Annotated in this window: 11 protein-coding genes; 5 read left to right on the top strand and 6 right to left on the bottom strand. The window is 42.0% G+C overall.

Features of this window, described 5'->3' with window-relative positions; translation table 11 throughout:
• The first annotated feature begins 62 nt into the window (after positions 1-62).
• The 3 genes from CK503_RS02160 (at position 63) to CK503_RS02150 (ending at position 4,644) form a co-directional block, all read left to right on the top strand.
• The gene (locus CK503_RS02160; protein WP_095605126.1) at positions 63-2,435 is read left to right on the top strand and encodes a 3-hydroxyacyl-CoA dehydrogenase/enoyl-CoA hydratase family protein; all 2,373 of its coding nucleotides are present in this window, start codon (positions 63-65) and stop codon (positions 2,433-2,435) included.
• Positions 2,436-2,544: 109 nt separating this feature from the next.
• Complete coding sequence (locus tag CK503_RS02155) at positions 2,545-3,732, top strand: acetyl-CoA C-acyltransferase (RefSeq protein WP_095605125.1); 1,188 nt, start codon at positions 2,545-2,547, stop codon at positions 3,730-3,732.
• A 51-nt stretch (positions 3,733-3,783) separates the two neighbouring features.
• Complete coding sequence (locus tag CK503_RS02150; protein WP_095605124.1) at positions 3,784-4,644, top strand: SDR family oxidoreductase; 861 nt, start codon at positions 3,784-3,786, stop codon at positions 4,642-4,644.
• On the opposite strand, the gene CK503_RS02145 is transcribed toward CK503_RS02150, so the two are convergent.
• The 6 genes from CK503_RS02145 to CK503_RS16030 form a co-directional block, all read right to left on the bottom strand.
• Positions 4,641-5,492, bottom strand: a complete 852-nt coding sequence (locus tag CK503_RS02145; RefSeq protein ID WP_095605123.1) for a Gfo/Idh/MocA family oxidoreductase — start codon at positions 5,490-5,492, stop codon at positions 4,641-4,643. The genes CK503_RS02150 and CK503_RS02145 overlap by 4 nt on opposite strands.
• 88 nt (positions 5,493-5,580) lie before the next feature.
• The gene (locus CK503_RS02140) at positions 5,581-5,763 is read right to left on the bottom strand and encodes a PspC domain-containing protein (protein ID WP_095605122.1); all 183 of its coding nucleotides are present in this window, start codon (positions 5,761-5,763) and stop codon (positions 5,581-5,583) included.
• Positions 5,764-5,816: 53 nt separating this feature from the next.
• Positions 5,817-6,500 carry a CDP-alcohol phosphatidyltransferase family protein gene (locus tag CK503_RS02135; protein WP_095605121.1) on the bottom strand — a complete coding sequence of 228 codons (684 nt, stop codon included), beginning with the start codon at positions 6,498-6,500 and terminating at the stop codon, positions 5,817-5,819.
• Between the two features lie 131 nt (positions 6,501-6,631).
• A complete protein-coding gene (locus CK503_RS02130; protein ID WP_095605120.1) occupies positions 6,632-8,278 on the bottom strand; it encodes a M56 family metallopeptidase in 1,647 nt (548 codons plus the stop codon).
• Positions 8,278-8,661, bottom strand: a complete 384-nt coding sequence (locus tag CK503_RS02125) for a BlaI/MecI/CopY family transcriptional regulator (RefSeq protein WP_095605119.1) — start codon at positions 8,659-8,661, stop codon at positions 8,278-8,280. Before CK503_RS02125 ends, CK503_RS02130 begins: the two co-directional genes overlap by 1 nt.
• A gap of 402 nt (positions 8,662-9,063) precedes the next feature.
• Entirely contained in the window at positions 9,064-9,222 is a 159-nt protein-coding gene (locus CK503_RS16030) for an SLOG cluster 4 domain-containing protein (protein ID WP_255233304.1), read from the bottom strand.
• A 578-nt stretch (positions 9,223-9,800) separates the two neighbouring features.
• Between CK503_RS16030 and CK503_RS02120 the strand changes: the two genes are divergently transcribed.
• Both CK503_RS02120 and CK503_RS02115 read left to right on the top strand, forming a co-directional pair.
• The gene (locus CK503_RS02120; RefSeq protein ID WP_095605118.1) at positions 9,801-12,857 is read left to right on the top strand and encodes a SusC/RagA family TonB-linked outer membrane protein; all 3,057 of its coding nucleotides are present in this window, start codon (positions 9,801-9,803) and stop codon (positions 12,855-12,857) included.
• 54 nt (positions 12,858-12,911) lie between these two features.
• Positions 12,912-14,471, top strand: coding sequence for a RagB/SusD family nutrient uptake outer membrane protein (locus CK503_RS02115; protein WP_095605117.1), 1,560 nt, complete (start codon positions 12,912-12,914; stop codon positions 14,469-14,471).
• Positions 14,472-14,579 lie beyond the last annotated feature (108 nt).

Genomic DNA, 14,579 nt, shown 5'->3' with positions numbered 1-14,579 from the left:
CTTCGTGATTTTGCGTGGTTAATTTAGCAATTAATAACTTATTACATAGAACATAGATATTTATGTCCACAAGCAAATATGATATTCAGAAAGTAGCGGTACTTGGATCAGGAACGATGGGTAGCCAAATTGCGGCACATTGTGTTAATGCCGGAATGCAGGTATGGCTCCTTGATCTCAAGGATGAGGAGAGTGAGAATCCCAATCAGACGGTTTTAGATAATATAAAAAAACTCAAAAAGATGAATCCGTCGCCGCTGGGATTGCCGGAATACGCGGACCGCATCGAGCCCGGAAATTTTACCGATGATCTGGATATCATCAAGGAAGTTGATTGGGTTTGCGAGGCCATCATCGAAAAAATGGATATCAAAAAAGATATGATGTCTCAAATTGAAGATGTTCGAACTGAGGGGACGATCGTGAGTTCGAATACCTCCGGTTTGCCAATTGGAGATATTAGTGAGGATTGTTCGGATGAATTTAAAGAGCATTTTCTGGGCACACATTTTTTCAATCCGCCCCGGTATATGAAACTGTTGGAGCTTATTCCCACCGAATCCACTGCTGATGAAGTCGTAGAATATATGAGTCGTTTTTGTGAGCGTGATTTGGGTAAGGGTGTGGTGAAGTGTAAGGATACGCCCAATTTTATTGCCAATCGCATCGGAATCTTCTCGATGGCCAGTATCATGCCGCACTTTTTTAACGGGAATTTCCGTGCCGAGGAGATTGATTATCTGTTGGGAACACTTACCGGCTACTCTAAAGCAGCAACCTTTAGAACTGCCGATATGTCCGGCTTGGATGTAATTCATCACGTGGCAACGAATTTGTATCCAGCTATTCCAGATGACGAACGGCGCAAAGTGTTCGATCTGCCTGATACTTTTGAGCAGATGGTAGAAGATGGGAAACACGGCAACAAAGCGGGAGAAGGGTTTTACAAAAAGGTGCGCACCGATTCGGGCAAGGAATATAAAGTCATCAATCCCGAAACGGGGAAATACGAATCGCAGATTGAGCCTGAATTTGAAAGCGCAACCGAGGCTAAGAAAAAGTTTAAAACTTCCGAGGAACGATTGAAATTTTTAGTCAATCAGGATGACGAAGTAGGACAGTTTTTATGGAAAGTACACTGCGATTTGCTGCTGTATTCAGCTAATCGTATTCCTGAAATAACAGACTCAGTGGAAGCCATTGACCGCGCTATGAAATGGGGCTTCAACTGGGAATTGGGGCCGTTTGAGCGCTGGGATGCTATTGGTGTTAAGGAATCAGTCGAGCGTATGCAGGATGAAGGACTGGATGTGCCTCACAATGTTCTGGCTATGCTCGACAGCGGACGAGATCACTTTTATGACAAGGAAGAGGGAACGGTCTATAATTTGGCAACCGGAGACGTTGAGAAGCTGAGTCCGCCAGCAAAGGGAGCTATTCAGGTTGCTACACTTAAATCTAATAATAAAGAGGTTTTTGGCAACGACAGCGCCGGGTTGTACGATTTAGGTGATGGCATTGCACTTTTTGAATTTCGAACTAAGCAGTACACGCTGGGCTTTGAGCTCGTCCAATCACTGAAGAAAGCCTGTGATATAGTTGAGGAACAATTTGATGGACTGGTTATTAGTCATGATGGCAATAATTTTACCTATGGTGCCAACTTGATGGAGGCGATGGGGGCCTGGCAGAAAGGAGAGAAAGAACAGGTCAGGCAAGCGGCAAAGAATTTCCAGGATGTGGCCGTGGGATTACGGTATCGTCCGTTTCCTGTAGTCGTAGCACCTTTTGGCCGGTCACTTGGCGGCGGAGTGGAATTTATTCTCCATGCTGATAAGGTGGTAGCGCATCATGAATTGTATGCCGGCTTGGTGGAAGTGGGCGTTGGATTACTCCCGGCCGGAGGGGGAACAAAGGAAGTACTGCTGCGAACGATGCAAGGTTTGTTAGAAGATGAACAAGTTGATCCCATGCCGAATATTAAAGAGAAGTTTAAGACGATTGGGATGGCTAAAGTGTCTGACGGCGCGCCCAAGGCCAGAGAATATGGGTATTTGCGCGATTCGGATTCCATCATTATGAATCGGGATCTACTGATAGCCAATGCCAAAGCAGAGGCCAAACAAATGGCAGATGCTGGGTACTACCCACCAAAAAAACCAATGGTTAAAGTGCTTGGAAATGAGGCGTTAAGTTCATTGAAGATGATGCTTCATATCATGCAGGAGGCAAATTTTATTACGGATTATGACAAGGTGGTGGCTGAGAAGGTAGCCTATGTAATGAGTGGTGGTGATTTGAGCGAGCCGCAAGAGGTGCCTGAAGATTATATCTTGCGTCTTGAACGTGAGGCCTTTTTAGAACTCTTGGAAGATGAACGAACCCAAGCCCGAATAGAGCACATGCTCAAGAAAGGTAAACCACTGAGGAATTAAGAATTCTGAACTCAGAATATAGAAGAAGTTTTTCTGTGTTCTGACTCCTGAATTCTTTGATAATTTGATGAAGAAACTCCCTAAAACTTTCTACTTAATACTTTGACTTATGACTACCAAAGAAGCTGTAATTGTTGCTGCTGCGCGAACGCCAACTGGAAAAGCGAATAAGGGATCACTGCGTTTTACTGCACCTGATACGCTGGGTGGAGAAGTGATCAAGAATTTACTACAACGGGCACCAAATCTGCAACCCGAACAGGTCGATGACGTAATCATGGGTTGTGCATTTCCTGAAGCGGCACAGGGATTGAATATTGCCCGTCAAGCTGCTGCTTTAGGTGGACTTCCGCCTTCTGTTCCGGCTGCCACGATGAATCGGTTCTGTTCATCCGGATTACAAACGATAGCTCAAGCCGCTGAGCGTATCATGGTGGGAGGTGCGGACGTAATCATTGCCGGAGGCGTAGAATCGATGTCGCTTGTGCCCATGGGGGGATATGTTTCACGCTTAAATGCCGATTTGGTGGACAATTATCCCGAAATATATATCAATATGGGATTGACGGCCGAAAATGTGGCAGATAAGTATGATGTGAGTCGTGAAGACCAGGACGCTTTTGCCTATCGCAGTCACCAGCGTGCCTTGAAGGCTTGGGATGAAGGCTATTTTGAGGATCAGATTGTACCCATCGAAGTGAAAGAAAAGAAAGTAACGGCTGATGGTGAAGTAGAGGAGACCGAATTTATTTTTGATACGGATGAAGGTCCGCGGAGCGACACCTCCGAAGAAATTCTGGCTAAGCTAAATCCCGCTTTTAAGCAAGGGGGATCGGTAACGGCAGGAAATTCATCACAAATGAATGATGCTGCGGCAGCGGTAATTGTGATGAGTAGAGAAAAAGCAGATGAACTGGGACTAAAGCCCATCGCGAAGTACCACGGTTTTTCAGTAGCCGGTGTGCCGCCAGAAATTATGGGAATCGGTCCGGTTGAGGCAGTGCCAAAAGTGCTTAAGCAAACCGGATTTGATTTGGAGAATATCGATTTAATAGAGTTAAATGAAGCGTTTGCGGCACAGTCTTTAGCTGTAATTCGTGAACTCGGGTTGGATGAAGAAATCGTCAATATTAATGGCGGTGCTATTGCTATGGGACATCCGCTTGGCTGTACCGGTGCAAAGCTTACGACACAAATTCTACACGACCTTCAGCGACTGGATAAACAGTTCGGTATGGTGACTATGTGTGTGGGGGGAGGTATGGGTGCTGCCGGTATTTTTGAGAATTTAAATTAACTTTGCAATGCAAGGGCTTACTGCGATAAGCCCTTGCAAAATCTATCCTTTATGTTTACATCAGATACGTTAGCAGATCAAACGATTTTAATTACAGGCGGTGGAAGTGGATTAGGATTAGCGATGGCCAAGAAATTTGCTTCACTTGGCAGTAATATTGCTATTTGCGGTCGGACGGAGGAGAAGCTCCAAAAGGCCGTCGAGGAAATTGAAGAAGTCAGCAGTGACAGCACAGCAAAATACTATGTGGCTGATGTGCGCAATTATGATCGCATCGAAGAGATGATTGGAGAAATTGTATCCGACTTTGGCAATATGACCGGTCTTGTTAATAATGCGGCCGGTAACTTTTTGTCGGCTTCCGAGGATCTTTCGCCCGGAGGTTTTAAAGCCGTAGTTGATATCGTATTGCATGGCTCGTTTAACTGTACACACGTATTTGGCAACTATCTAATTGACGAAGATCGTAAAGGCAATATCTTGAATATGGTGACCACCTATTCTGAGGATACCGGATCGGCGTTTGTATTGCCTTCTGCATGTGGAAAAGCGGGTGTGTTGGCTATGACACGGTCGCTGGCCTATGAGTGGGCAACGTACGATATTCGATTAAATGCTATTGCTCCGGGGCCATTTCCCACCAAGGGCGCTTGGGAGCGATTGGTTCCCGATGAAAGTGCTGAGCAAAAATTCTTGTCTAAAATTCCCGCCGGACGATATGGAGATAAAGAAGAACTGGCTAACCTTGCAACGTTCTTAATGTCGGATATGGCTCCGTATATTACCGGAGAATGTGTGGTCATTGATGGAGGGGAACGTCTTTCCGCAGGACAGTTTAATTTTATTGATAAGCTTGGATCGCGCGAAGAGTTGAAGGGATTTTTTAAGATGATGCACAAAAAAGAAGGCTAAACGCGGGTCAGCCTTTTTTTAATCTTATCGATTGTTTTGTTTAACTCCCAAAGATGGTAGGCATTGTAAATGGTCTCACGATTAAACTGGATAGCTTTCAGAAAGCTCAACGCTGCTAATTCAGCTGCTTTGCTGGCATCGAACGATTTACTGTTGAAGAACAAGTGCCCATCTCTATTTTCCTCTCCCAACCGCACGGACTGTTCTAACACATCGCAATCTAAAATAAAATGATTGTTTGCGGCAAGCCGATGATGTCGGGAGTTCGTTGCTGTTACGTTGACATAAATATTGGCCGTTGCCCCGCTTTCAAAGCGTAATAGTATATGTAGTGCGTACAAATGCTGTTTTGATAGTTCGACTGTTTTTAAATCTATGTGATGTACTGATCCGTTTATCCATCGCAGGCAAAACGCAAGCTCATCAATCCAGTAATACTCAAAAGGATGATCCGACTCTACAAATTCGGAATAATTCAGCTCACGGTTAACTTGCAGAAATGAGGGTTTTGCAATCTTTTTTGACATCCATTTTGAAGCGGGAGCAAGAGTAGGCCAGTGTGAAAACTGAACAAGAACATTTGATTCTTCAGCAGCGTGATAAACTTTTTCAATCTGCTTAGTCTGGGTGGGGATGGGGGCAATCAAAAAGGTATGATATCCAGCTTTAACTGCTGCAAGTAAGCGATCCAGGTTTTTGGAGTAGTTATCCATCAGAAGGCATGCATTAACTTCACCAATTTCTGACAGCTTGCCGGCGATAACCACCTCTGAGACGGTGCGATGGGGACGCAAATGTTTTTCCCATGCAACTGCTCTGTCGGCAGGACCAACGATGCCTATTCTCATAACTATGTTTTTCGTTAAGATGGATAACTATCCATAGTTATGAAATAGGGCTATAATTTCAAAACTGATTACACCGTTCGGGAGAGAGTTATTCCGGCATTACCAAAGCGAGGATAAAATAGAGGAGAACGGGGCTACCCCATCCAAGAAAAGTGGTCACCACAAAAATAATTCTGACGATTGTGGGATCCCATCCCAAATATTCAGCAATGCCACCACAGACACCGGTAATCATTTTATCAGTTCGAGACTTTTTTAAACGAGCTCCCATAAGCAATATCAGTTAGTGGTTTTGTTGGTCTTTGTAGAAATAATACGGAAGAGTTAGTGGGATGTTTCGGGTGATTTAATATTAACAAAAAAGGAGAGTCCGAAGTAGTAGAACGGAAATAAAAAGGAACTGTAAATTAACCACGACGGAGACTGATCAAAATAATACAGTAATATAGAAAGTTGAAGTATAAACACTCCACCGAGGACTAAAGTAAAAAGACGCAAATATTCTGTTCGGGATGGATAAACAAACTTGACAGGCAAGAATGTTACGATTGCAAACATCAATAAAATTGCAGAAGCAAAAGTAATAGGCAGGTCAAGTAGAAAAATGTAGAATACTACAATGTTCCAATAGGATGGAAAACCCAGGAAAAAATGGTCATCCGTTTTAGCTTTGGTATTAGAAAACCCAAAGATGCTTGCTATGGCACAAATCACCAGTACCCACGTAGGGATGTTCATTGTTGCAAAAATCCATAGTAGGGGAGCAATAGTCCAGGTCATAAAATCAACGATGTTGTCCATTAGGGCACCGTCAATTGCTGGGGCATGTTCTTTTGTTTGAGTAAGTCGTGCGAGTGCCCCATCAACAGAATCGATGATGGCGGCCACAGCAAGTATCCAAACTGTTTCTTTATAAAACCCGTTATATGTTAAAATAAGTGCCCACAAGCCAAGTCCTGCCCCTAAAGCAGTGAGTAAATGGACTCCGTACGCTGCTGTTTTTTTCACAAACAGATTATGTTATTAATGTAATCCTTCTTTTAACCACCCTTAATAAAATAAAAAAAGCGGAACCTATGAAGTCCCGCTTTTAATCGATCAGAAAAATGTAATCTTTTTACATCTGTGAAAATGTTGGGTTATGATTCCTCATCATCTGTTGAAAGTTGAAAGCTGATAGGTAATGAGTACTGAACTCGAACCGGTTCGCCTTTAACTTTGCCGGGGGTAAAATCTGCCTGTTTGACAACACGCAATGCCTCTTGATCTAAGCTTTCATGAACCCCCTTAATGATTGTTGGATTTTCAACATTGCCGTCTTTGTCAATGATGAATTGTACGATTACACGTCCTTCGGCTCCCGCTTCGCTTGCCTCTTCGGGATAATTGATCATTTTTTGTAATGAGCTTAGTCCACCGACCAATTCCGGCATGTCTTCCACAGCAACGTAATAATTTCCGTCATTTGCCTTTGATGGTGGAGGAGGCGGCGATAGAGCCTCATCCTTAAGATCAGTAAAGGCTTTATCCGGATTATTTACGTTCATTTGAATAACACCGTTCTTGCCTTTGTCACCATATTTGTTTGTTGCTTTTTCTCCCTTCAGTACATCAACAGATTTTATATACTTTGGCTTAAGGCGAGTTAACTTGTTTTTGTTTTCTTCCGTTCTATCCCACTCTTCTCCGTTGATAACATATAAAGGGAAGTTATCAGAAGAATTGTTACTCATTTGTGCCTGTGTTTTTTCTACATCACTTTTTGTAATGTTATCGTCAGCCATATCCGTACAGGAAATAGTGACAGTTAAAAGAGCGGCAGCAAATAATGTGATTAAAAAGCTGGATCGAAAATTCATAGTGGTGAGGTTTTGGTTAGACATAATTTGGATACGTTTTTTTAATGACGATTTATTAACGGCCATAGATAAAGCTAATCGTTGATGGCAATCTCGCTTTGCAAGCTCAAAAAGCAGGGAAGCATATTTTTTCTTTGAAAACTGATTGGTAGCTAAAACTTGGCTGTCGCATAAAATTTCGCGGTATTCTTCACGCGATGAATGGAGATAGTAAACCAGTGGATGGAACCAGAAAAGACTTTTTATTGATACTAATAAACTGTTAAGTAAAAAGTCGTGATTCTTAATATGAACCAGCTCGTGCTGAACGGCCATAGCAAGTGATTCAGGGTTCCGTTTCAAATCAGTTGGTAATACGATTTTGGTATTTAGCCAACCGAAGGTGTAGGGGATAGCAGTATCTTCGGAATATGCAATTTGCGTATTTTTATATTGGTCACTGCTGCCCGGTAGAGTGTTTAACAGCTCTTTTTCATTCGAAAGGGGGCTAAAGTTTAGCTTATTCCCTGTTGCCCGGAGTTGGGCAAAATCAAACATTAGCTTTAGCAATAGTAATACAGCACCAAGAAGAAGTATCAGGCTGATAGCACCGGTCAAAAATTGAGGGGTCATTATTGCATTTAGTATAGACGGATCAGAGCTTGAGGCTGAAACTGGTATTGGATTTTGTATTATGATGGATATTCCTGCCACAACCGATTCTGTACTGCTGTTTATTTTGTCTGTGAGGTATGTTCCCAAAAGACCCAGGGGAAGAACCAGCAGAAGAGCGGTTCGAATGTGGTAATGGTAGATAGCATTGCGCAATTCATATTTGGATAATGCCCATGCGACGGGTGCAGCTACCAGTGTCCAGATAATGACCGGGAGCCATAAATACTCGATCAATTGATCGCCAAATGATTGAAATAGGTTTACGAATTCCATTATTGATTATCCTCCATATTATCAATCATAGATTTAATTTCATTAAGGTCCTCCGACGTTAAATCATCACTGTTAACCAGGGCCTGCACCAATTCTTTGGGAGAACCTTTAAAAGCCTTTTTCATTAAATTGGTGATAATGTTAGAGCGCACGGATTCCGGTTTTTGCGCAGGACTGTAGACATAGGTTACGCCGTCTTTACGATATTTAAGCAGATCTTTGTCGGCCAGGTTTTTCATGACGGTCATAATGGTGGTATACGCTACTTCCCGGTCTTCTAAAATCCGTTTACGTACCTGTTTTACCGTAGCTTCACCCATGTCCCAAACATGATTAAGCACTTCCATTTCTGTTTCGCCCAAAGATGTGAGTGACTTTTTCATGGTAGATAGATTTATTTAGATATTATCCTTTTAGTCTTAATCAGTTAGTACTAATATAATAGTATTATTGATTTTGTCAAACTTGGAAGGATAATCATCTAAATAACTGGACGAATAAGGTCAATAGCATCTTGTGGAAAAGGCGTGAATTGGGTTTAGGATAGGCAGCACATCCAAAAGTTTTTTCAGATTTTTTTAATGTATTAATTAGAACTATGGGTTATTAGCTTTTAGAGCCAGTATCATTTCTGAGGTAGTTCCGGCACCTGTGCCGCGTGTGACGACCACATCAGATGAAAGCAATGTTGATATGATTTTGTGTGCCTCTCATCCTGATATAAATAGGTATATCTATAAATTAAGACATCCCGTTTTTGTTTTCGAGAGGGAGGATGCCGATAATTAACCGTCCAATTTTTTAGCACTTCTTGAAAGGGTGTCTAATGCACCTACGTTTCGCCCGCCGGTAAGTAAGACCCAGTTTTGTTCTGTAATTAGCCGATCAAGCTTATAAGCATTTTCAGTATCTTGTTTTGTTGCTCCATCGCCGGGCCCCATCACTCCAATAATTAGCTCTGATCTAAGCCCTTCAATTTAGGAAAATGAATGGTCTAAGACACTTAACCTGTGATAGTAAAAATGCAATCAATGAGACAGATCAGACTATCATTACTTCAACTATTTTTAGTGAAGAAAATCAGCATGATAAAATGCTGAAATTTGAAGATCTGACAGATTAATTAAAAAAAGATTAACACAGTGTTAAGAATAAATTAAGAACAGATTTAACCTAAATAGCCCAAAATTTTTTTGTAGTTCCATTATTATAGATAGGACCAACCGGCATGTACTGCGGTTCTAATTTTTGTGCAATTCTTATAAAAAAAGTCCTCTTACACGTTCTTAGGTAATATATTATTCAATAATAAGATTATCGAAAAGCTATAATAATTGTAAATTTTACACTTAAAACATTCTTTATTTTTAGATTTATCTGTTTGGTTGCATCTAATTCTGAGAATAGTTAAAAATAGGAGTGGTGATATAAAGTGTATAAAATACACTTCGTAACATTCTTGGTCTGACCTAAGAAGTAAGGCCAGTTTTTAACGCTATCATGTTAACCAAATTAGGGATTTATGAAATCACATTTACATATTAAAATTGTGTCAATGTTGGCAGTATTTATCGTCTTTTTTTCGGTGGATACTTTAGCTCAGCATGAAGTTTCAGGGATGGTGATAGATGCAAGCACTTCGGAGCCACTTCCGGCAGTAAATATACTTGTGAAGGGGACCACTCGAGGTACTACATCAGATACTAACGGACAGTATGAATTACCAGTTGAATCCTCTACCGATACACTGGTTTTTTCATATGTTGGATATGAGTCACAAGAAGTGCCGATACAGGGACGCTCGGAAATAAATGTTTCTTTACAAGCCAAGGCTTTTGTTGGTGAAGATCTTGTAGTGGTGGGTTATGGAACTCAACAACGCGAAGATGTAACCGGTTCCATTTCTCAGGTGAGTTCAGAAGAAATTGAAAAGTATAGTACTACAGATCCGTCTGGGGTGCTGCGTGGGAGGGTACCCGGTTTACAGGTAAAATCTGACGGAGAACCCGGAGCAGCGCCTAATATTCAAATTCGTGGAGTGGGTACTTTTGGAAACAGCCAACCCCTTTATGTTATTGATGGTGTTCCGGTTGGGACGAGTATACGAGATTTTAATCCTAATAATATTGCCTCAATAGAGGTATTGAAGGATGCATCTGCTGCTGCTATTTATGGTTCTCGTGCTGCTAACGGTGTTGTACTGATTACCACAGAAACAGGAACAAAAGACACGCCTCTGCAGGTAAATTATAGTGGTACATTCGGGGTAAGTGAGATTTGGCAGGATATTCCCGTTACGGAGAGAGAGAATTATCAGATGTTAAGCAACGAAGGCCAAATTAATGCTGGAGAAACGTTAAATCCTGGCAACGACCCCAATCATCCAAATTTTGTTGATGATGTAAATACAGATTGGCAAGAGGAGGGGCTAAAAACTGGTCAACGGATGAATCATACCCTTAAATTTTCTGGCGGTGGAGATTATACCACTTATAATGTTTCGCTTGATTATGTGGATGATCGGGGAACATTAGTTGGCCACGGTCCCGATTATAAGCGGTATTCGGCTCGGCTTAATACAACCATGGAAAAAGGGATATTCGAATTCGGCCAGAATTTTTATTACACCCATACCGATGAAAAAGCATTGAATTACAATACCAATGTGCTTACGGGTGGGCGTCCTCCGATGATTGTAGATTTGAATATCGCTGTACCTACGCTTAAAGTATACGACGAATCTAATATCGGTGGATGTGCTGGTACAAAATCAGATGTTCACAATGTAATTGTGTTGAATGTGCCTTGTACAAACCAATTGCTTGAAGGAGTTACCAATGTTGATCGTTCATTTGCATCAGGATACGCGCAAGCTAACATCCTGGATCAGGATGACCAGGCATTGACTTATAAGTTAAATGTAAGTTACGACCGTACGAATGTTCGTAACTTTAACTGGGTTCCTGAATTTGAAATGGGTTTCTTCTTTAACAATACGAGTGCCCGCCTTAATGATGGTCAGGATATTTATACAACGGCCGTTGTTGAGAATACATTAACTTATGAAAAGGTTTTTGCTGATCGCCATGATGTAACCGCTCTTATCGGACAGACCTATCAAAAGGGATCATCCGTATTGCGAAATGGATATTCGGAGGCTTATGGACAACCATACTTTCCCGTGCTTGATAACGGCTCAAACAAAACAGCATCTGGAGAAGAGTATGAAAATGCCCTGGCCTCATATTTCAGTCGCCTGAACTATAATTATGATGACCGGTACCTATTAACAGCGACCATTCGTCGGGATGGATCATCTCGATTTGCACCCGAAAACAGGTACGGTAACTTTCCGTCTGCTTCTGTAGGATGGAATTTACATAACGAAGAGTTTATTCCTTTGCCTGACTTCATTTCTGAACTCAAGTTGCGTGCAAGTTATGGAAAGTTAGGTAATCAGAATATTGACGATTACTTGTATTCCAGCACGGTAAATCCTGGTGTTGTGTATAACTTTGATGGGTCTAAGGTTATTGGAAGTATTCAAACTCAAATTACTGACTCCGGTATTAAATGGGAAACGAAGACAACCAAAAATATAGGTGTTGATGCTTCTTTCTTGGATAGAACAATTGACTTTTCTGCTGAATACTATGAAAGTGTAACTTCCGATATTTTAGTGGGTGTACCCATTCCTTTATCAGTAGGAGCTAATAACGACCCGACTGTGAATGCCGGTGAGCTTCAAAATACAGGGTTGGAATTTTCCGCAACCTACCGCAAGAGCCGTGGAGATTTTACCTTTGAAATTACGGCGAACCTAAGTACCCTCAGAAATGAAGTATTGGCACTCGGGGGGAATGACGAACCCATTAGTGGGGTCGGAACACGTACCGAAGTGGGCGGTGAGGTAGGACGCCATTATGGATATGTAGCAGATGGCATTTTCCAATCTCAGGATGAGATTGATGATCATGCTTTCCAAAATGCAGGAACCGCTCCAGGAGATCTTAGATTCAAAGATCTAAACGATGATGGGATAATTAATGATGAGGACAGAACCTATCTTGGAAGTGGATTACCGAGTATCAACTATGGGCTGAACTTTGCCGGGGAATACAAAAACTTCGACTTCACCATATTTGCCTCGGGTATGGGGGACTATCTGATCCACAGCCGCATGTATCGGACACTTATGGCTACCAGCGACTACATGAACTATCACACTGATATGTTAGATCGGTGGACACCGGAAAATACCAATACGGATGTTCCACGTAGAATTGTGGGTGATCCGAATAATAACAACCGAAATTCTGATCGTGCAGGATGGTTGCAAGATGGTACTCATCTTCGGATAAATACCTTGCAATTAGGATATACCCTCCCAGAGAACCTGATAGATTATTTGTCGATCAGGAATGCCCGGATTTATGTAAATGCACAAAACGTGTACACATTCACGGCTTATAAAGGATACAATCCTGATTTTACATCCGGTGTGTTTGAGCCTGGCTATAACAATGGATCCTATCCAGTGCCAAGAACATTAACCGTAGGTGTCGATATTGGATTCTAATTCTAAAACCACACTGATTTTTATTGTCAAATATCAAATTTAATGACTAAGACCATGAAGAAACTAATATTTATAACAATTGCACTTGTGATGTTTATGGGTTGCGATGATCAGTTGGATTTAACTAATCCCAATGAGCCCACTGCTGAAACATTCTGGGAAACAGAATCTGATGCGGTAAGAGCCAGTTATGCCATGTATAACGGTTTGATTATGGACGGTACGTATATGCGTATGATACCGGCTTTAACAGACGGACGGAGTGACGGCTTCAAGGCCGATACACCCTGGCCCGATTTGTGGCAGACAGCTGCTTTTAACGTTCCGGCAACGTCGGGTCCTGTTGAGTGGGTCTGGCGTGAACATTATGTTCTTATATACCGGACCAATCAAGTTTTGGAATATGTGCCGGAAATGGAAATTGATGAAGCATTGAAAGAGCGGGTAATTGGACAGGCTCACTTTTTGAGAGGATTGGCTTACTTTAATCTGGCCAATAATTTCCATAGAGTGCCAATCTCCGATGCGCTTCCGGAACCGGAAGAGTTTAATGAACCAACCGCATCCGAAGAAGATTTGTGGCAACAAATCATTGATGACTTTAGTGCTGCCAAAGATCGTCTTCCTGTATCATATGAAAACGTGGATGGTCCTGATCAAGGGCAAGTAGGGAGAGCTACCGCTGGTGCTGCAACCGGTATGTTAGGTAAAGCCTATCTGTACCGTGAGCAATGGCAAGATGCTGCTGACGAATTTGAACTTCTTATGGATGGAAACAGTCCAATGGCTATTTATAGCCTCGTGGATGATTATCGGCATAATTTTAATGTCAATAATGAAAATAACGAAGAGTCACTGTTTGAAGTGCAGTTTGCCAGTCCTGACGAGGTCGGTGGATCAGATATGAATTATTGCTGTGAGCCTAACAGCAATTGGATGCAAGTTTCATCCCAAGCCTATACTTATGCAGCTGAAGGGTACGGATATTCCGACTTTTTACCTACCCAATGGCTGTATGATGAATTTAATAAAGAGCAGACTGTTAGTGGTAACAAAGATCCGCGGTTGATTGATACTATCGTATCCTATGAACCATCTGAAAACTCAACAACAGTGTACGGTGATCCCTGGCCTTATGGACAGGATGAAATATATCCTCGTAAATATACCAATGAAGGACTCCCACAACCCGAATTAAGAGAACAGTCGGGGATCAATTACCGAGTGTTACGTTTTGCTGATATTTACTTGATGTACGCTGAAGCGCAAAATGAGCTTAACGATCAGGCTACGGCGGCGCAGTATATGCAACGGGTTCGCGACCGTGCTAATTTGCCTGACAGGGTTGCAGAATTTTCTGGTTATACCCAGGAAGAAATGCGGGAACAGATTGTTCATGAACGAGCACTCGAATTTGCAATCGAAGGGCAGCGCATCCACGACATGATTCGCTGGGGTTGGTTTGATGAAAGTAGTCCTCGCTATAAGGTTCCTGAGCTACGGCAGCGTGATTCGGAATTTGACAGTTGGGATACCGGGGATGAATATTTGCCGATTCCACAGCGTGAACTTGATGTGAATCCAAATCTTGAGCCTAATCCTGCTAACAATTAATTCAATTAATTACTGTTCTGTCGGGGATATAATTCTCCGGCAGAGTTTTTTAACCGAAGGTAATACCATCGATGCGATAAAATAATTTATGTGATTATCGCATCGATA

Source organism: Fodinibius salipaludis, assembly GCF_002287075.1.
GTDB lineage: Bacteria > Bacteroidota > Rhodothermia > Balneolales > Balneolaceae > Fodinibius > Fodinibius salipaludis.
This window is presented reverse-complemented; position numbering and strand designations above follow the sequence as displayed.